At 41.3% G+C, this 18,655-nt stretch carries 19 protein-coding genes; 16 read left to right on the top strand and 3 right to left on the bottom strand.

Features of this window, described 5'->3' with window-relative positions:
* Positions 1–175 precede the first annotated feature (175 nt).
* From DXB73_RS09230 to DXB73_RS09260, 7 genes are all read left to right on the top strand, one after another.
* Positions 176–2,740, top strand: a complete 2,565-nt coding sequence (locus tag DXB73_RS09230; RefSeq protein WP_347559531.1) for a homocysteine S-methyltransferase family protein — start codon at positions 176–178, stop codon at positions 2,738–2,740.
* A gap of 44 nt (positions 2,741–2,784) precedes the next feature.
* Positions 2,785–3,702: a glycosyltransferase gene (locus tag DXB73_RS09235; RefSeq protein ID WP_118690911.1), complete on the top strand. Its 918-nt coding sequence runs from the start codon at positions 2,785–2,787 to the stop codon at positions 3,700–3,702.
* A gap of 32 nt (positions 3,703–3,734) precedes the next feature.
* A complete protein-coding gene (gene folK / locus DXB73_RS09240; protein ID WP_118690912.1) occupies positions 3,735–4,550 on the top strand; it encodes a 2-amino-4-hydroxy-6-hydroxymethyldihydropteridine diphosphokinase in 816 nt (271 codons plus the stop codon).
* A gap of 101 nt (positions 4,551–4,651) precedes the next feature.
* The gene (locus DXB73_RS09245) at positions 4,652–5,701 is read left to right on the top strand and encodes a DUF5050 domain-containing protein (protein ID WP_118690913.1); all 1,050 of its coding nucleotides are present in this window, start codon (positions 4,652–4,654) and stop codon (positions 5,699–5,701) included.
* Between the two features lie 26 nt (positions 5,702–5,727).
* Positions 5,728–7,284, top strand: coding sequence for a sialate O-acetylesterase (locus DXB73_RS09250; protein ID WP_118690914.1), 1,557 nt, complete (start codon positions 5,728–5,730; stop codon positions 7,282–7,284).
* A gap of 11 nt (positions 7,285–7,295) precedes the next feature.
* Complete coding sequence (locus DXB73_RS09255) at positions 7,296–7,850, top strand: LemA family protein (protein ID WP_022025987.1); 555 nt, start codon at positions 7,296–7,298, stop codon at positions 7,848–7,850.
* Complete coding sequence (locus DXB73_RS09260; RefSeq protein WP_118690915.1) at positions 7,850–9,733, top strand: DUF2207 domain-containing protein; 1,884 nt, start codon at positions 7,850–7,852, stop codon at positions 9,731–9,733. The genes DXB73_RS09255 and DXB73_RS09260 overlap by 1 nt, the downstream gene beginning before the upstream one ends.
* Before the next feature lie 106 nt (positions 9,734–9,839).
* Here DXB73_RS09260 and lysS read toward each other — a convergent pair whose 3' ends face one another.
* From lysS to DXB73_RS09275, 3 genes are all read right to left on the bottom strand, one after another.
* On the bottom strand, positions 9,840–11,336 hold the full coding sequence (gene lysS / locus DXB73_RS09265; protein WP_118690916.1) for a lysine--tRNA ligase: 1,497 nt from the start codon (positions 11,334–11,336) through the stop codon (positions 9,840–9,842).
* 125 nt (positions 11,337–11,461) lie between these two features.
* Positions 11,462–11,941: a transcription elongation factor GreA gene (greA, locus tag DXB73_RS09270; RefSeq protein WP_022025984.1), complete on the bottom strand. Its 480-nt coding sequence runs from the start codon at positions 11,939–11,941 to the stop codon at positions 11,462–11,464.
* A 467-nt stretch (positions 11,942–12,408) separates the two neighbouring features.
* Positions 12,409–12,981: a site-specific integrase gene (locus DXB73_RS09275; protein WP_243104011.1), complete on the bottom strand. Its 573-nt coding sequence runs from the start codon at positions 12,979–12,981 to the stop codon at positions 12,409–12,411.
* A gap of 274 nt (positions 12,982–13,255) precedes the next feature.
* On the opposite strand from DXB73_RS09275, the gene DXB73_RS09280 reads away from it, so the two are divergent.
* The 9 genes from DXB73_RS09280 (at position 13,256) to DXB73_RS09320 (ending at position 18,430) form a co-directional block, all read left to right on the top strand.
* Complete coding sequence (locus DXB73_RS09280; RefSeq protein ID WP_118690917.1) at positions 13,256–13,738, top strand: ABC transporter permease; 483 nt, start codon at positions 13,256–13,258, stop codon at positions 13,736–13,738.
* A gap of 210 nt (positions 13,739–13,948) precedes the next feature.
* On the top strand, positions 13,949–14,554 hold the full coding sequence (locus DXB73_RS09285) for a DUF6088 family protein (protein ID WP_118690918.1): 606 nt from the start codon (positions 13,949–13,951) through the stop codon (positions 14,552–14,554).
* Entirely contained in the window at positions 14,554–15,105 is a 552-nt protein-coding gene (locus tag DXB73_RS09290; RefSeq protein ID WP_243104010.1) for a nucleotidyl transferase AbiEii/AbiGii toxin family protein, read from the top strand. Before DXB73_RS09285 ends, DXB73_RS09290 begins: the two co-directional genes overlap by 1 nt.
* 42 nt (positions 15,106–15,147) lie before the next feature.
* Complete coding sequence (locus tag DXB73_RS09295; protein ID WP_118690919.1) at positions 15,148–15,522, top strand: GNAT family N-acetyltransferase; 375 nt, start codon at positions 15,148–15,150, stop codon at positions 15,520–15,522.
* Positions 15,519–16,325, top strand: coding sequence for a UPF0489 family protein (locus DXB73_RS09300; protein ID WP_182448283.1), 807 nt, complete (start codon positions 15,519–15,521; stop codon positions 16,323–16,325). Before DXB73_RS09295 ends, DXB73_RS09300 begins: the two co-directional genes overlap by 4 nt.
* Positions 16,326–16,348: 23 nt before the next feature.
* The gene (locus tag DXB73_RS14880; RefSeq protein WP_243104009.1) at positions 16,349–16,750 is read left to right on the top strand and encodes a transposase; all 402 of its coding nucleotides are present in this window, start codon (positions 16,349–16,351) and stop codon (positions 16,748–16,750) included.
* Between the two features lie 73 nt (positions 16,751–16,823).
* Complete coding sequence (locus tag DXB73_RS09310) at positions 16,824–17,084, top strand: transposase (RefSeq protein WP_182448282.1); 261 nt, start codon at positions 16,824–16,826, stop codon at positions 17,082–17,084.
* Positions 17,085–17,111: 27 nt separating this feature from the next.
* A complete protein-coding gene (locus tag DXB73_RS09315) occupies positions 17,112–17,993 on the top strand; it encodes an IS3 family transposase (protein ID WP_118690922.1) in 882 nt (293 codons plus the stop codon).
* A 152-nt stretch (positions 17,994–18,145) separates the two neighbouring features.
* A complete protein-coding gene (locus tag DXB73_RS09320; protein ID WP_118690923.1) occupies positions 18,146–18,430 on the top strand; it encodes a helix-turn-helix transcriptional regulator in 285 nt (94 codons plus the stop codon).
* Positions 18,431–18,655 lie beyond the last annotated feature (225 nt).

The raw sequence follows: 18,655 nt of genomic DNA on the forward strand, positions 1-18,655 counted from the left end.
TCCTCCGTTTGCAGTGATTCTTATAGTATATCGGATTTTGCACAAAAAAGCAAAAAAAGCACGGGTTGTAAAGGAATACTTCTTTACGTATGTGATGCCATGTGGTACAATCGAAAGAGAAGATTTTGTCTATCGGCACACAGGGAGGGCTATGTGTTAGGTGGTATGAAGCCACGTGAGCCGGGAGCAGGAAATATACCAATATAGCAGAATGGAGATTGACAGCAACATGACAAAAGAGCAGTTTCGTGAACGTTTGGCACAGGGGAAAATGATATTGGACGGTGCGACCGGTTCCAATTTGCAGGAGAGAGGTCTTCCGGCGGGAGTATGCCCTGAGGAGTGGATATTAGAGAATCCTGGCGTGCTGAAAGAATTACAGATAGAGTATTATGCGGCAGGGTCTGATGCAGTGTATGCACCCACTTTTTCCGGAAACCGAATTAAGTTAGAAGAGTATGGTCTGCAAGATAATTTGGTGGAGATGAACCATGGCTTGGTAGCAATTTCGAAGCAGGCGGTGGCAGAGGTGAAGGAACGCGGACTTGTAGATGCAGACAAGCCATTGTATGTATGTGGCGATCTGACTATGACGGGTAAGCAGGTACAACCGATGGGCCCTTTGTCTTTTGAAGAGCTGGTAGACATTTATAAGGAGCAGACAGAGGCGTTAGTTGACGCAGGTGTGGATTTTTTGGCTGTTGAAACGATGATGAGCCTGCAGGAGTGTCGTGCAGCGGTGATTGCAGCGAAAGAATGCTGTGACTTACCGATCATGGTGACACTTACCTTTGCAGAGGATGGACGTACTTTGTTTGGAACGGATCCGGAGACGGCAGCTCTTGTGCTTACTACACTTGGAGTGGATGCGTTAGGTGTGAACTGTTCCACAGGACCGGATAAAATGTGTGATGTAGTACGCAAAATGCGTGCATATGCGGACATTCCATTGGTTGCGAAGCCGAATGCCGGACTGCCGCAGCTTGTAGATGGAAAGACCGTCTACGAAATGGAAGCACCAGAATTTGCGGAAGAAATGATGGCGTTGATCGATGCCGGAGCCGATATTTTAGGAGGCTGCTGTGGTACAACGCCAGAGCATATCCGTTTGCTCACTCAGAAAATACAGCAGAGTGGCCGGATGGATGAGGTGTCCCATCTGAGCAGACAGGGTAAGGTGATACGTCGTGCCCTGTCTAATGAACGTGTGACTCGTCCGATCGACTTGGACGGACCGTTTATGGTGATCGGAGAACGTATTAACCCGACAGGTAAGAAAGCATTGCAGGAGCAGCTTCGTGCCGGACAGCTTGACCTTGTTACGGAGATGGCAGAAGCACAGGAAGAGGACGGAGCGGCAATCCTGGATGTCAATATGGGAATGAATGGCATTGATGAAAAAGAGATGATGCTTAAAGCGGTGAATGAGCTTACGATGGTGAGTAATCTGCCGTTATCCATTGATTCGAGTTATGTAGATGTGGTTGAGGCAGCGCTTCGTATCTATCCGGGCCGTGCCTTGATCAATTCGATCTCGCTGGAGCCGGAGAAGTTTGAGAAGCTGATCCCAATCGCCAAGAAATATGGTGCGATGTTTATTTTGCTTCCACTTTCAGAAAAAGGTTTGCCGGAGAATCTTGATGAGAAAAAGGAGATTATCCATACGATATATGAAGAGGCAAAACGCCATGGGTTATGTGGTGAGGACATTGTAGTAGATGGCTTGGTGGCAACGATCGGCGCCAACCGCAATGCTGCGATCGAAACGTTGGAGACGATCCGATATTGCAAACATGAGCTTGGTCTGGCAACGGCGTGCGGACTTTCTAATATTTCCTTTGGATTGCCGGAGAGACTTTTTGTGAACAGTTCGTTTATGGCATTAGCAATCGGACAGGGACTGACGATGGCGATTGCGAATCCGTCTCAGGATTTGTTAATGCATGCGGTATTTGCGGCTGATCTGTTGATGAATAAACCTGATGCCGATCTGCGTTATATCAATCGCGTGTCCGAGCATAAGATCTCCGTTGTGTCCGGAGAGGTCGATTCTGTACAGACAACGACGAAAAAGAGTGGATCCGGATCAAAGGACTTGATTCCACCGGAACATGAGGGGGATAAGATCTTTGAGGCGGTTGTAAAGGGCCGTAAAAATAAGATCGAAACTTTGGTGCAGGATGCTTTACAAGGTGGAATAGATGCACAGAAAGTGATTGACGAGAGTTTGATCCCGGCGATCAATCATGTCGGAGTGCTCTTTGATAAGCAGATATATTTTCTGCCCCAGCTTATTTCGAGCGCAGAGACGATGGAGACAGGTATTGGTGTGGTAGAGCCGATCCTTGCAGCCAATCGGTCTAGTGAGCCGCTTGGAACGATCGTCATTGCAACAGTGGAGCATGACATTCATGATATTGGTAAAAATCTGGTTGCATTGATGTTACGTAACTATGGATATCGTGTGGTGGATCTGGGTAAAGATGTCCCGGCGGAGGATATCATACAGGCAGCTATTCGTGAAAAAGCAGATATTATCGGGCTTTCTGCACTTATGACAACGACGATGATGGAAATGAAGAAAGTAGTGAATATGGTTCGTGAGCAGAATCTTCCGGTGAAGGTTATGATCGGTGGAGCCGTTATCACACGCAGCTTTGCAGATGAGATTGGTGCAGAAGGTTACTCTAAAGATGCACAGGAAGCTGTTGTGGAAGTTGCCAGACTTTTAGGAAGATAAAAGAAGGCAGGAGCAATTTGATGGAAAGGTATGGTGAGTAGCGGATGGAGCAGACAAAGATCGATATTGTGATACCCGTATATAAACCGGGAAGTGAATTTAGTGATCTGATCAAGCGTTTAATGCATCAAACAGTTGTCCCGGAACATATTTTTATTATGCAGACGATTCGGGATGAATCAGAGATAATGGTACAGTCTATGGATGAGCGTATCCGGATCATACCCGTGATGCAGTCTGAGTTTGACCATGGCGGCACGCGTGCGTTAGGCATGGACAAATCTACTGCAGAGTTTGTCTTAATGATGACGCAGGATGCAGTTCCGGCAGATGAGCATCTGATAGAGAATCTGCTTGCCTGCATGGAGGATGCTTCGGTAGCTGTTGCTTATGCGAGACAGCTTGCCCGTCCAAATTCAGGGCGAGTGGAACGTATGACGAGAATCTATAATTATCCTGCACAGAGCCGTATTAAGAGTGAGGATGACAAGAAAGAACTCGGTGTAAAGACATATTTTTGCTCTGATGTATGTGCCCTGTATCGTAAGGCGTATTATGAGCAGGTTGGCGGATTTGTGCAGCCAACGATTTTTAATGAAGATATGATCATAGCATATATGATGATGCAGGAAGGATATCGTGTTGCATATTGCGCAGAGGCAAAAGTGGTGCATTCTCATGATTACACGTGCAGGCAGCAGTTCGCCAGAAACTTTGATCTTGGCGTATCTCATAAGCAGTATGCGGAGGTGTTTGCGAAGGTGTCTTCGGAAAAAGAGGGCGCAGGATATGCAGCGAAGATCGTGAAAACGTTGTTAAAGGGTGGACATGTATGGGATGCTTTTTATTTCTGCGTACAGTGCGGATGCAGATTGATCGGATATCGTCTGGGTCTTGTATATGATAAATTACCGCGTCGTGTATTAATGAAGTGTACAGGAAGTGCGTGGTATTGGAGTTAGAGCAACATTTCAAAAAGCGGGGAGGATGGATCATGGATCACATTCAAATTAAGGAATTAGAAGTATTTGCCAATCATGGAGTACTGAAACAAGAAAATGAACTGGGACAAAAGTTTGTTGTATCAGTAGATCTTACTGTTGATACAAGCAAGGCAGCCGAATCGGATGATATAGAAGATGCTGTTAATTACGTAGAGGTAGCGGAACTGATCCATTCAGAGACGAAACGCAATACGTTTCAGTTGATCGAGCACCTTGCCGGACACTTGGCAGAGCAGATCTTATTAACATTTCCGTTGGTGAAGTCATTGTCGCTTCGGATAGATAAGCCGTGGGCACCGATACGACTGCCGCTTAAGACGGTTTCTGTAGAGATTCAAAGAGGATGGCATACGGTATGCTTAGGAATTGGTTCCAATATGGGGGATAAGCATGCTAATCTGGACCAGGCTTTGGAAATCTTGGCAGCAGATGAGCATAATCAATTGGTAAAAGTATCAGATTATATCGTGACGGAACCGGTAGGCGGTGTCGAGCAGGATGATTTTTTGAATGGCGCGGTTGTTATGCAGACATTATATACGCCTCAACAGATTTTGGATCAGATTGGAGTCATTGAGAAGAAATTAGATCGTGTTCGAACCATTCATTGGGGACCGAGAACGATCGATGTGGATATATTATTGTATGATGAAGAGGTCGTTGTAGAAGAGAATCTTACCATTCCGCATCCGGAAATGTGTAATCGAAGATTTGTGTTGGAACCGCTTGATCAGATCGCACCATATCGGGTACATCCGATCTGCTCAAAGACAATTCACGAATTGTTGATGGCACTTGATCAGTGAGAGAAGATGATTTTATGCTGTTGATGGCACTTGATTAGTCATTTGCAGCATGGTATTCTTATAGAGGTGGGTAATCGTGGTTTTGAAAGGGAGAGTGAAGAATGGCAGCAAGTTCCAAACATCATGTACGGAATCGGATCTTAGGGGGTCTTGGGGCGGTGATTTTGGTTGTTGTGGGATTTTTTATGTGGCAGAAGACGAAAGTACAGCTATATGATGATCCGAATACGACAGGAAATACGGCTGGAAATCTGCTTAACGGGGGTAAGTTTTGCGAGGCAGATGGCAGAATCTATTATGCTGATCCGTATGATAACGATTCTCTCTATGTAACAGATGATAAATTACAGAAAAGCACGAAATTACATGGAGATACGGTTAGTTATTTGAATGTTGCAGGTGATTATATTTTCTATACAAGACGTAATGACCGCAAGAGTGTTACCGGCGGTAATGTGTTGGCATTAAGTAAGACGGGATTGTTCCGCTTAACGACCGATGGCAAAAATATGGGTAAGCTGTATGATGATCCGACACAGTCTGTGTGCTTATACGGAAACTATCTGTATTATCAGCATTACGATGAAAAAAAGGGATTACAGTTAAATGCAGCTAAGATGGACGGCTCCAGCGATGAATTATTGTTGGATGAGGGAGTATCGCCGTATTCTATTTCGCAGGGCGTTATGTATTATACAGGTTATGACAAGGATCATAACATACATACCATGAATATTAACGGTTCAGATGAGCAGACAATTTACAATGGTAATTGTACTTCATTGATTCGGGCAGGAGAGCATTTGTATTTTATAGATATGTCACAAAATTATGCATTAGTACGTGTGAATTTGGATGGCTCTGATCCGGTCACGATCGTTTCAGACCGCTTGGCAACATATAATGTGGATGAAAAGGAGAGTGCTGTATATTATCAGGTAGATAATGGAACGAGCAATGGATTGTATGTAAAGGATTTAGAGGGTGGAGAAGTGCGTAAGATCGCGGATGGCAATTACAATTATCTGCATCTGACAAGTAAGTATTTGTTTTATGAAACATATGATGGAAAATCTGTCTATGTGATGGATCTGGGAACGGAGCAGGAGAAACCGTTTCAGGCACCGGTAGGCAAGAAAACATCACACTAATAAATAAGTGAAAAGAGGATAAAAGAATGATTCAATTATCAGCTGTTTTTAGCAGTCACATGGTTTTGCAGAGACAGAAAAATATCAGCGTATGGGGAGACAGTGATGCAGAGTCGCTTAAGATTACTTTGGCAGACAAATCTGTGAGTGTGGTTCCGGAACAGGGAAGGTTCCAGGCTATATTACCGCCATTTGAGGCAGGTGGACCATATACACTGACGGTGCAGTCTCAGACAGAACAAGTGGTGTATGAAGATGTTATGATCGGCGAAGTATGGCTTGCCGGCGGTCAGTCCAATATGGAGCTGGAGTTGCAAAATAGCAAAAACGGCAAGGAGATCGTTCAAAATATACATAATGATGGAGTACGCTATTATTATACTCCACAGGTTCCGTATGTAGGGGATAAGTTGGAAGAAGCAGAAAAGGAAAGTGCATGGGATCTGTGTACGCCGGATAAGGCAGGACGATGGTCAGCGGTTGCATATTATTTTGCAGATAAGATCGCGCGAGAGACAGGGGTAACCGTCGGCATTATTGGCTGTAACTGGGGCGGAACGTCTGCTTCCTGCTGGGTGAGCCGTGAAGCGTTGGAAGGAACGCAGGAGATCAAAGAGTATATTGATGATTATGATGCAATTATTGCTGAGCAGGATCCGGAGGAATATATCAAAGCGCGTGAGGCATATCTTGTATATCAGGCAGAGTTTGACAAAAATGTAGGGAAATATTACGAGACAGCAGAGAACCCGACTTGGGAGGAGGCATTACGTCTGTACGGTGAGAATCAATATCCGGGACCAATGGGACCGCGTTCAGAGACCAGACCGTGTGGTTTGTACGAGTCGATGCTGCAAAGAGTTTGTCCGTATACGTTACGTGGATTTTTGTATTATCAGGGAGAGGAGGACGATCATCGTCCATACCGCTATTACTCCTTGTTATCAGCGCTGATCCGTCAGTGGAGAGGCGATTGGAAAGATGATACGTTACCGTTTATGCTGGTACAGCTTCCGATGTTCCAAAATGGAGAGGGGGAGCCGGATTACCAGAACTGGCCATTTATTCGAGAGGCACAGATGCGTGTGTTCGACACGTTCAAGCATACCGGGATTGCGGTGATTCTGGATAAGGGTGAGTTTGGCAATATTCATCCGACAGAGAAAGACAGCGTTGGTGAGCGTCTCGCTTTGCAGGCAATGTATGAAGTGTATGGTTTATGCACGAAAGAAGAGGCGTTTGGCCCGATGTATCAGTCTTACCGCATTGAGAATAGTGCGATGATTGTATCATTTGCCCATGCGAAGGGACTACATTGTACAGAGGAAACTTTAACCGGTTTTGAACTTGCCGGTAAAGATAAAGTGTATCATGAGGCGAAGGCAGTTCTAAAGGGAGAAGAAATAGAACTGACTTGTGATGAGGTGAAAGAACCTGTATACGGAAGATATTGCTGGACTAATTATCGACCGGTAACGTTGTTTGGACAAAACGGCATTCCGGCAGCACCATTTCGCACTTCTCGTGAGGATGGTGCAGTTGCAACCGGCAGCCGTAATGGGTTTGATCCCGCAAAAGCATAGGAGGAACAAAGATGATAGGATGGATTATTGGAATAGTTGTTGTACTATTGATCGTTTGTTGGGTGATTGGTACATACAATGGGCTGATCAAAGGAAGAATTGTTGTAGATGAGGCATTTGCAACGATGGATGTGTATCTGAAAAAACGTTATGATCTGATCCCAAATCTGGTGGAAACAGTCAAAGGATATGCTTCGCATGAGAAAGAAACATTGGAAAAGGTGATATCGCTGCGTACCGGCAGTTATGACGCAATGACACCGGAGGAAAAGATTCAGAATGGTGCACAGATCTCTAAAATGATACCACAGATCATGGCAGTGGCAGAGCAGTATCCGGATCTGAAAGCAAATCAGAATTTTATGGATCTGAGTCATAATCTGAATGAAACAGAGGATGATATTGCAAATGCAAGAAAATATTATAACGGTGCGGTGAAGCAGTACAATATGAAAGTACAGATGTTTCCGGGAAGTTTGATCGCCGGTCTGTTTCATTTTGAGACAAAGAAGATGTTTGAGGTTGAGAATGCTGTTGAGCGGCAGAATGTGCAGGTGAAATTTTAGTGGTGGAGAGCATTTGGAGAAAAGGAAAGCTTTTTGGCTTTATGTTGCTTGCCGGGATTTTGCTGATGGCAAAACCGGCTTTGGCAGACTCTTATTATCCCTACGAGATACAAGGATACGATGTCACAGTTAAAGTTGGTAAGGATAATGTGTATCATGTTACGGAGAGGCTGCAGGTGAACTTTAACCAGGCGAGACATGGTATTTACCGAGACATACCGGTTATCAATAACGTAAGTCGCGAGGATGGATCAACTTCCCGTATTCAGGCGCGCGTAACGAATATCAAAACCTATGGTGAAAAAAGGACCGTAGGCCGAGAGGGTTCTTATTGCCGTATTCAGCTGGGAGATAAGAATAAGACGCTTGTTGGCGAGCATATGTATCACATTTCTTACGATTACAATATGGGGAAAGATGTACGTAAAGGGGAAGATGAGTTCTATTATAATATCATTGGAACCAGTTGGGATACAACGATCCAAAATGTTACCTTTCATATCATGATGCCGGAAGATATTGACGAAAGTAAAGTCGGTATGGCATATGGTGAGAGTGGTTCGACTAATAATGAGGGACTGCAGTATACGATCAATGGCAAAGTGATGGAAGGATATGTAGATTCCTCCATTATCTTAAATCCAGGAGAGGCAGTTACAGTTAGAATGGTCTTACCGGATGGATATTATGATCAGGTCAAACAAAGGATCTGGCCGGCGCTGATCAGTATTTTGTTGTCCTTGGCAGCAGCGGGTGCAGCATTTCTGCTTTGGTGGAAAGTCGGACGGGATAATGTGGTAGTGGAAACGATACAGTTCCATCCGCCAAAGGAATTCAATAGTGTAGAGGCAGCCTTTGCCTATAAGGGCAAGGTGGATGCGAATGATGTTATATCGTTGTTAGTGTACCTGGCACAAAAGGGTTATATAGAAATTGTTGAAGGGAAGAAGGGCCTGCTTGGAAATCAGGATTTTACGATCCGCAAATTGAAAGAATATGATGGAAATAATGCGATAGAACGGGCATTCATGAAAGGCTTGTTTCGTGGCTTTGATGTTACCAATAAAGATCAGCTGAAGGATAAATTCTACAAGACGGTGAATAAGATCTTGAAAATGGTAAATACAAAGCAAAATAGACAAGTGTTATTTTATGCTAATTCCATTAATAAGCATTTGATCTGTTATGCGATGATGGCGGGGATTTTCTTTTTAGCAACGTATCTGCCGATATATGATTATACATACAATGCGACATTTTCACTAACAATACCGATCATGTTTGGTTTTGTGCTGGCATTTATTATTCGGACGATCTTTAGTTCAGAGACGATCTTTAGTAAGATCCTCAGCGTCGTGATGTCGATCGCTATGATCAGCGGATATTGTCTGGGACTGCGTAATGTTGTGTTATATACACCGACAATTTATCGGATCGCCTTTGTGTTGGCGATTATCGCATGTGGTGTGATCATGTTCTTTGATCATTATATGCCAAAGCGTACAGAGTATGGCACGGAGGTTTTGGGACGATTACGAGGATTTCGGACATTTTTGCAGACAGCAGAAAAAGATCGCCTGGAGACTATGGTAGAGCGTGAACCGCAGTATTTCTACAATATATTGCCGTATGCATATGTGCTTGACGTGTCGGATATATGGATGGAGAAATTTGAATCTATTGCGATCGAACCACCGCAATGGTATTCATCTCATGGGCATTACAACACGTTTGATACAGTGCGGTTCCATCATTTTATGAATACGACGATGCGGTCTGTCACAGCGGCAATGACGTCGACGCCAAGCTCTAAGGGAAGTGGAGGTTCTGGCGGCGGTCATTCCGGCGGTGGTTCCGGCGGAGGCGGCGGTGGATCTTGGTAAAGATCTTTCAAAATAAAAAAGCCTTTTCAAAATGATTTCTCATTTTGAAAAGGTTTTTTGTTTTCTTAATTCATTTTACACGGTTTAAACACCTATTTATAGAAATTTACTTGTCGAGGCTCTTCATTGTCGGGAACAACAACACATCTCTAATTGCCGGTGAGTTTGTCATCATCATAACCATGCGGTCAATACCAAATCCGATTCCGCCGGTAGGAGGCATACCAATGCTCAAAGCATTCAAGAAGTCCTCATCGGTGTGATTTGCTTCATCATCACCAGCTTCAAACGCTTTCTCCTGTGCCTCGAAACGCTCTCTCTGATCGATCGGATCATTCAACTCAGAGTATGCATTTGCCATCTCCCAGCCGTTCATAAAGAACTCAAAACGCTCTACATAATCCGGATTGTCCGGTTTCTTCTTAGTCAGAGGAGAAATCTCAATCGGATGATCCATAATAAAGGTTGGCTGGATCAAATGCTCCTCTACATATTCCTCGAAGAAGAGGTTGAGAATGTCACCTTTTTCATGACGATCCTCATATTCAATATGATGCTCATCTGCCAATTTCTTAGCAGCGGCTGTATCTGCAACTTCGTTGAAGTCAACATTTGCGTACTTCTTAACCGCGTCTACCATTGTGATACGCTCAAACGGTTTGGACAGATCCATTGTATGCTCGCCGTAAGTAAGCACCTCCGAACCGGTTACTTCCTTTGCAATGTAACGATACAGGTTCTCTGTCAGGTCCATCATGCCGTGATAGTCTGTATATGCCTGATATAACTCCATCAACGTGAACTCCGGATTGTGTCTAGTGTCCAATCCCTCGTTACGGAATACACGGCCGATCTCGTATACACGCTCCATGCCGCCCACGATCAATCTCTTTAAGTACAACTCCAAAGAAATACGAAGTTTTAAGTCTTCGTCCAAAGCATTAAAGTGTGTCTCAAATGGTCTTGCGGCTGCACCACCGGCATTGGAGACAAGCATTGGGGTCTCAACCTCCATAAAGCCCTGTCCATCCAAATAGCGGCGAATGCTGCTGATTACCTTGGAACGCTTGATAAAAGTATCTTTAACGTCTTCATTCATGATCAAATCGACATAACGCTGACGATAACGAGTATCTGTGTCAGTCAGTCCATGATATTTCTCCGGAAGGATCTGCAGACTCTTAGACAATAACGTAACTTCCTTCGCATGGATAGAGATCTCTCCGGTCTTTGTCTTAAAGACAAATCCTTTGATACCAAGAATATCTCCTACATCATATTTTTTGAAATCCTTATAGGAATCCTCGCCAATGTCATCTCTAGCGACATATGCCTGAATGTTACCCTGAAGATCCTGCACATTACAGAAAGATGCCTTACCCATGACACGCTTAAACATCATACGGCCTGCCACTGACACTTCTTTTCCCTCTAATGTATCATAGTTATCTTTGATCTCCATAGAATGATGTGTAACATCATATTTTGTAATAACAAAAGGATCCTTGCCTTCTGCCTGTAAATTTGCTAATTTTTCTCTACGAACTTTGAGAAGCTGGTTGATATCCTGCTCCTTCTGTGGTTTCTTCTGCTGCTCAGCCACGATCTTAGCCCCTTTCTCTTATATCTATCGACGATTTCTGTATGCAGATTTTCTTGTTTCTGCAAGTTCATGCTATTATACAAAATCTATTATTCCTATATTTCAAGGATCTCGCATTGCATTTATTATTTTTGAATCTCAAGGATCTCATATTGCAATACAGTTCCCTTTGGTGTTTCAACATCAACAGTCTGACCTGCTTTCGCACCGATCAATGCAACACCAACCGGAGACTCATTGGAAATCTTACCACCAAGAATGTCTGCCTCCGTAGAACCTACGATCTTATACTGCATCTCTTCTCCGGAAGAAAGATCTTTGATGCGAACGGTAGAACCAATGTTGATCGCATTAGCATCAACATCTTTGCTGCTGACAACCTCTGCATTTTTCAAGATCTTCTCGATCTCTTCAATACGGATCTCAATATCTCTCTGCTCATCTTTCGCTGCATCATACTCGGCGTTCTCGGACAAGTCACCCTGTTCTCTTGCCTCTTTAATCTTTGCTGCAACTTCTTTACGTCTATTTACCTTTAAGTCCTGTAATTCATCTTCCAGTTTTGCAAGACCTTCTTCGGTCAAGATGTTTTTCTTTTCTGCCATGATATCCTCTTTTCTGCGTGCGTATTTTCTTCGTAATCAAATTGTTACCGGTGCCGGTCACATCTATCATCTGCGCTTCGCACGCTGTGCACAGATGGAATTTATATGCCAGCACACACTATCGTGTAATTATAACACAATCTTGCGCGTTTTGACAATGCTGTTTTTAAGATACCAAAACAGATTTTTGAATGAATGATGTATAGCGGCAAATTTGTCGGCTTAGTACGATAAAGCACATTATTAAAGAGGAAACTATTCAGAAACGCTTGGAACAGGCGGAAGAGGAATAGCAGTACTCTTGAGTGCCTGCATGATACTCAAATAAAGATGACGGCGCTACAGCACAAAATCGTGGAACAGAAAAGCAGCGTGGTGGCTGTTGTGGTCAAGCTTTTTTGTAACACTTTTGGCTAAAAAAATATCTGTATTAACTCATGCGGCTAGCCATCTCTGTTACAACTTTATTATAGCACTTCATTTTTAGGGCGACCACATTTGTACCAATACTCTGTGAGAAGGTCTAAATTTTTTTGAGACAGAATTGTATACCTGTCAATTATGCCTTTGGTTTCACGAACATGAATCGTCATGTTGGTACGTGAAATGTCATCATAATGAAGATGAACAACCTCTGATACACGTAATCCGGAAGAATACATAGTTGCAATAATCGCTTTATGCTTCAGATTCGGAGTGGCGTCAATGATTGCATTTATTTCATCGTGGGATAGAACAGCAGGAAGATTTCGCTCTCTTTTCATAGCCGGAACAGTGTCATCATCCCAGACAATCTTCAGCACCTTTTTATATAAGAACTTGATTGCAGACCGATAGTGATTTTGAGTTTCAGGAGACCTTCCTTCCAGACGTTTGGCAGTAAGAAAACTTTCCGCATCTTCAAGTGTAAGATCAGAAACATTTTTTCCAATCCAACGAAGGAAGTAACTGACATCAGAGCAATACAGTTGAATAGTTCTTTCACGCAGGTTACGTTTTTCCGCTTCATTGCGGATGGATTCAAAAATATCTTTATACATAATAAAACCTCCAGAATAAGTAGTGTTAATAATTATATCTACCTATTCGGAGGTGCATTGGCGTCATAATTCCGATTGCGGAAGAGACTGGAAAATGTTATTCTTATCATAGGCAGTGGAGCTTTCTTAGTTCAGTTGTTTCGTGTGGTAACTTAACAATAACGGATTATGAAAAGTAATGCCTCTGCTTTTTTAATAAAAATAAAACTGCGCTACAGCCTTGGCAGGCCATCGCGCAACGATTTTGTTCAATCGGAATTTGGAGTGAAACAGAATGATTATAATAATCGAAACCGTAATTTTATGTATCGCGTTTTTTCTAATATGTTTTTGGGGAACAGGAACAGATAACAAAAATTTAAAAAGCTATTCATCTTATCCAGATGAAGTGCAAAATCGAATAAATAGTATTGCAGAATATCAAGGAAAATTTAAGGAAAGCAATAAAGTGGTTACATTTATATCCAATTTTCTGTTATTTCTGTTCGTACTATTTATATTAGGGTTGTTTATCAAAGAAAATGGCTTCACACATAATTTTCTTTGTTTAAGTATTATAGGACAGGGATTGAATATCTTTGACTTATTTATTGTAGACCTTTTATGGTGGCGGAATACAAAGCGTGTTCGTTTAAGAAAAATACCAGAAAAGGAATTGTATCAAAATCCGAAAAAGCATATAGAAGCGTTTATCAGAGCCTTTATTATGTATCTGCTAATTGCTCTGATAGACGGATATATATTGACACTTTTATAGGAATAGATATAAGTAAATTCAAGTTTAGGCTTCTGGTGAGCCTGGAAACACGTATTAATTTGAATTTTTTACGAGTTATCAAAGATGTTTCATCAAAAAATGAGAGATGAAACATCTTTTTCTATTTTTTATGGAATAATATATAAATGATATTGAAAAAATGTCGCGAAAATTATATAATAATCGTGACAAAATAAGGAGCGTGATTTTATGGCAAGCGGCATTTATACAGAAATAAAGAAGAGAATAGAGTTGGCTGAGTCGGGAACGGTTTTTTTGACATCGGATTTTACGGACATTGCGACAACAACAACTGTCAGAAAATGTCTAGCTCGGCAAGTTGAAGAGAAAAATATACGAAGGATTATGGACGGAGTGTATGAGAAGCCTGTATATAGTAAATTGCTTAAAGAGTATATTCCAGCAAATCCTGAGCTGGTAGCTTATGCTATTGCCAGAAGTTTTCATTGGACCATTGCTCCGTGCGGAGATGTAGCATTAAATAAGTTGGGACTATCTACACAGGTTCCGGTTGTTTGGTCCTATATCAGTGACGGTCCTTATAGAAAATTTTCGTGGGATAATATAGCATTGTCTTTTAAGCACCGTGCAAATAGAGAGATTTCATTTATGTCTGAGACGACCACTTTGGTTGTTGAGGCATTAAAGACATTGGGAAAAGAGCGGATTGATGAGAGTATTATCTTGAGCTTAAAAAGTAGATTACCTGAGGCGGAAAAGAAAAAGATGTTAGAGGAAGCAACAGGTGTAAGTGAATGGATACATGCAGTGATCAGAAAGGTGTGTGCTGAATAGTGAAAGAAGTTGCTAAATTACAGATAAAGGATAGAACAGAATTGTTTCAGGCTACTGCAATTTCTATGGGAATGCAACCTAATGTAATCGAGAAAGACTTTTGGGTATGTTTTATGTTGGATCATTTATTCCATGATTGCAGGTACAAAAACGCCTTCGTATTTAAAGGTGGAACAAGCCTTTCTAAATCATACCATGTTATTGAGCGGTTTTCCGAGGATATAGATTTGATTTTGGACTGGCGAAAAATAATTAATGACGAGGTAAATCCTTGGGAAGAAAGGTCAAAAACCAAGCAGGATTTATTCAATAAGCAGATTAATTCGGAAGCAGCAAAATTCTATAAGCAAAAATTCTATTATGCAAAAGGTGCACATTATGAAACAGCAACTTTAGAAAACATTATGCTTGTGCCGGGAGAGCGAATACATAAAGAATTAGAAGATGATTATCAGGCTATGCGGAATATGATATATGGAAATATACCGGAATTTAAAGATATCCTTGTATTTCTTGAAAAGTTGCAGAAAGAAATACATGGGTTGGAGTAACTTGATAGCTTGAGGAACTTGATACAACAGGAGGAGAAAGCTGTGTTTATATTTGAAAAATGTTCTTATGAAGAGTTGCAGGCAATACAACGCAGAGAAGATTTGTTGCTAAGCGGTTGGACACTGCTTGAAAAGGAATATATAGATGTAACTGAAAAAGTATATGATGAAGATGGAACAATGGTGGCTCTGATCAATTATTACTTTTTAAATGAGAACAAAGATAGGATGATGATTGCATTGTTCGAGGTGTTTAAGCCATATCGAGACAGAGGACTGGGGAAAAGAATTATTGCTCAGTTTTTACAAGACTATTATGGAGAAGTAAATTTAGAACCATCTGGAGAAGAAAGTGAATCTTTTTGGAAACAGTGCGGATTTGAGAGTGGATGCTACTTAGACAGGAGATGCAAATGAAACTTCTTGATTTGGATATGGACTATTTTATGGAGAATATAGCTATCGGGATTACGGAAAGCAGAGAAGAACGTCTGTCAGAAGATGAGTATGGATATTGTGTTTGGAGTGAGCAACGAATAAGGAGTTTTCTGGAAGATAACCTTGGACTTTCAAAAGATAGAAAAATCAAGGGAAGAATTGTGACCGGACACAACGAAGCACTATTCTTTTGGCAGGAGTTGATAACAAAAGAAAGTTTGGAAACGCCATTTGAAGTTGCGCATATAGATTCACATGCGGATTTAGGTTTGGGTTATCTTTCATGGACATATATTTTAGATGATTTGCTTCAATATCCGGTTGAAGAACGACGTATGCATACAAAATATTTGGATAGCTTTGGGCAGTTGAATGATGTTGGAATAGGAGATTACCTGCTGTATGCCATTGCCTTTCGCTGGATAAATAGTTTGACCTATTGTGCTAATCCCAATGGCAACAAAAATGATTATGTGTGGGAGACACTGAAAGATTTTGAAGAGAAGTTCATTTGGGACAAACCGGTTGAGAATACTATACAGCTTGTCTGTAATCCAGATATGGAATTTCCTTCGTATAATGCAGATGAACAAGAAAAGCAAGCATATTTGAAGAATGCTGTAAAAGAGCCAGAGGTTCCTCTATTTATTATTCCGTCTATTCAAGATGTAAAGTATAATGGGGACTTTGACTTTGTTGTAATGGCGCAATCTCCAAATTATACACCCGCAAGTGCTGATTTTATAATGGATATAGTTAGAGAGTATATTGTGGAAATCTAAAATGGTTACATTGGAGATTAAGAATGAAAAAGATAGAAAGAATTGCAAGACAATTTCGAAATGCATTAGATGCGGCATGGGAAGATGATATGTTTAGAAATTTATATCCATTTAATAACTTCCCAAATGATTGTTGTGGGCATACCTGTGATTTGTTAAGTCAATATTTGCTGGAACATGGAATAGAACTGCTCAAAGACAAGATCAAAAAGATTTATGACAATTCTCATCAGAATTATGGTGCCCCTAAGATTACAAGGGAATTGCGTAAAACAGGGGAAAACATTTCTGAAAGAACTGTCGGTAAATACATGAAACAAATGGGCATCAAAGCCCAATGGATCCGTCCATGGACAGTAACAACCAAGGATTCCGATTTCAGTAATGAATTGCAAAATATCCTTGATGAGCAGTTTAATCCTTGAGATGGTATAATAAAGTTGTAACACCAACACTGGAATAAATGATATAATCAAAATGAAAGTGAAGGTGATTAAAATGGCAAACACGAACAAACGTTATGAGCCTGAATTCAAAAAAAAGATGGTCCGGCTGGTATTAGAAGAAGGACGAACCATCGCAAGCGTCAATAAAGAGTATGGCTTAGGAGAAGGAACTGTCCGGAGCTGGATCAGACAGTTTGAAGAAGAATGCGAAAAAAATCCAGAAACAAAAGACACAAAAGACATTTATGAAGAAAACCGCAGACTCCGTAAAAAATTGGAAGAAGCAGAAAAAGAAGTTCGTTTCCTAAAATAAAGCCATAGCCACCGCTGGTGGCATTGCATTCTTCGCAAAGGAAATCGATTAGAGCAATACCGATTTATTGACCAATACCACAATGAGTTCGGAGTAAGATGGCTTCTTGCCCGATTCCATATTTATCCGAATTCCTACTATAATTACAAAAAGAACAGAAAGGCAAGTTATCTGGCAGACAAAGAAAAGAAAAAACAACAAATATTAAGTATTTACTATGAATATGATGGACGTCCCGGATATCGGATGATGGTTATATTTTTAAGAAGAAGGGTAATCAGTCTGAGTAGGACAACTGTACTCAAATATATGAGGAAATTAAAGCTCAGATCTGTTGTGATACCCAAAAAACCTCGGTACCGTAAAGGAGACTGTTATAAAAGATTTAATAATCTGTTAAAGCAGGACTTCACAGCAATTAAGCCAAACGAAAAATGGTGTACAGATTTTACTTATCTTCATCTTTCGGATGGTGCAAAAAGATATAACTGCAGTATCATAAATCTGTATGATAAATCGGTACTGGCAACCCTGAACAGCAAAAGAATAGATGCGGAATTGGCTATCCAGACATTACAGATTGCCCTGGACAGAAATCCTGTAAAAGGAGAAATTATTCTGCATAGTGATCAGGGGTCACAGTATACATCCAGAGCCTTCACAGAATTTTGTGAGGGAAAAGGGATTCGACAGAGCATGAGCAAAGCAGGATGTCCTTATGATAATTCTCCGATGGAAAGTTTTTATGGAACATTTAAGTCGGAATTTATACGACAGAATTGTTTTGAAACAGACCACGAGTTAAATGAAAGCACGTTGGATTATGTATATGGCTATTACAATCATATACGTCCACATTCATCAAATGGATACATGACACCGTTTGAAAAGAGATATTCCAATCAATGATTTTTTCAGTGTGAATGTTACAAAAATGGATGACCATCTCAAACTGGCTTTCCTTTGCGTTTTTTTGCGTAGTTCAGGGAGCGGAAAATTCAAAAATAATTTTTCATCATCTTACTTCTGGCTATCGAGATGGCTGGAAAGGATGAAGAATTATGATGATTTATGACATGGAAGCAAGCGGTAAGAGATTAAAGATATTAAGAAAACAGACAGAAAAGACACAGGAGCAGGTAGCGGAGGCAGTTGGACTTGAGCCGGGAACGATCAGTAGGATAGAGCGAGGAGCAAAGGGAATGTCGATTGACTCGCTGTTGATGTTTAGTGAAATTTATGGAGTGAGTACGGATTACATACTGAAGGGGGACAAAACTGTGGCATCATCTGATGCATTATTGGAAGAATTGGGGGCATTAGTGCAGAAATATAAGAGTTTGTAGGCGGGAGAAAATATGATTTTTCCATTTCGTCATGCAAGTTGGTGATTGAAAAGGTTATGATGTCTGGTATAATATGATGTGTGACGGAGATGTGGTCAGTTAAAAATCGGTATTTGTAGAGCATTGAGTTGGTTTCTACAATGATATGGAGGAATATATGAAACTTACAATTGCATTCTTACAGCTTCTTCCAACAGGAAGTCTGAAAGGGAATATGGAAAAGGG

The organism is Clostridium sp. OM05-6BH, from assembly GCF_003481635.1.
Lineage (GTDB): Bacteria > Bacillota > Clostridia > Lachnospirales > Lachnospiraceae > Butyribacter.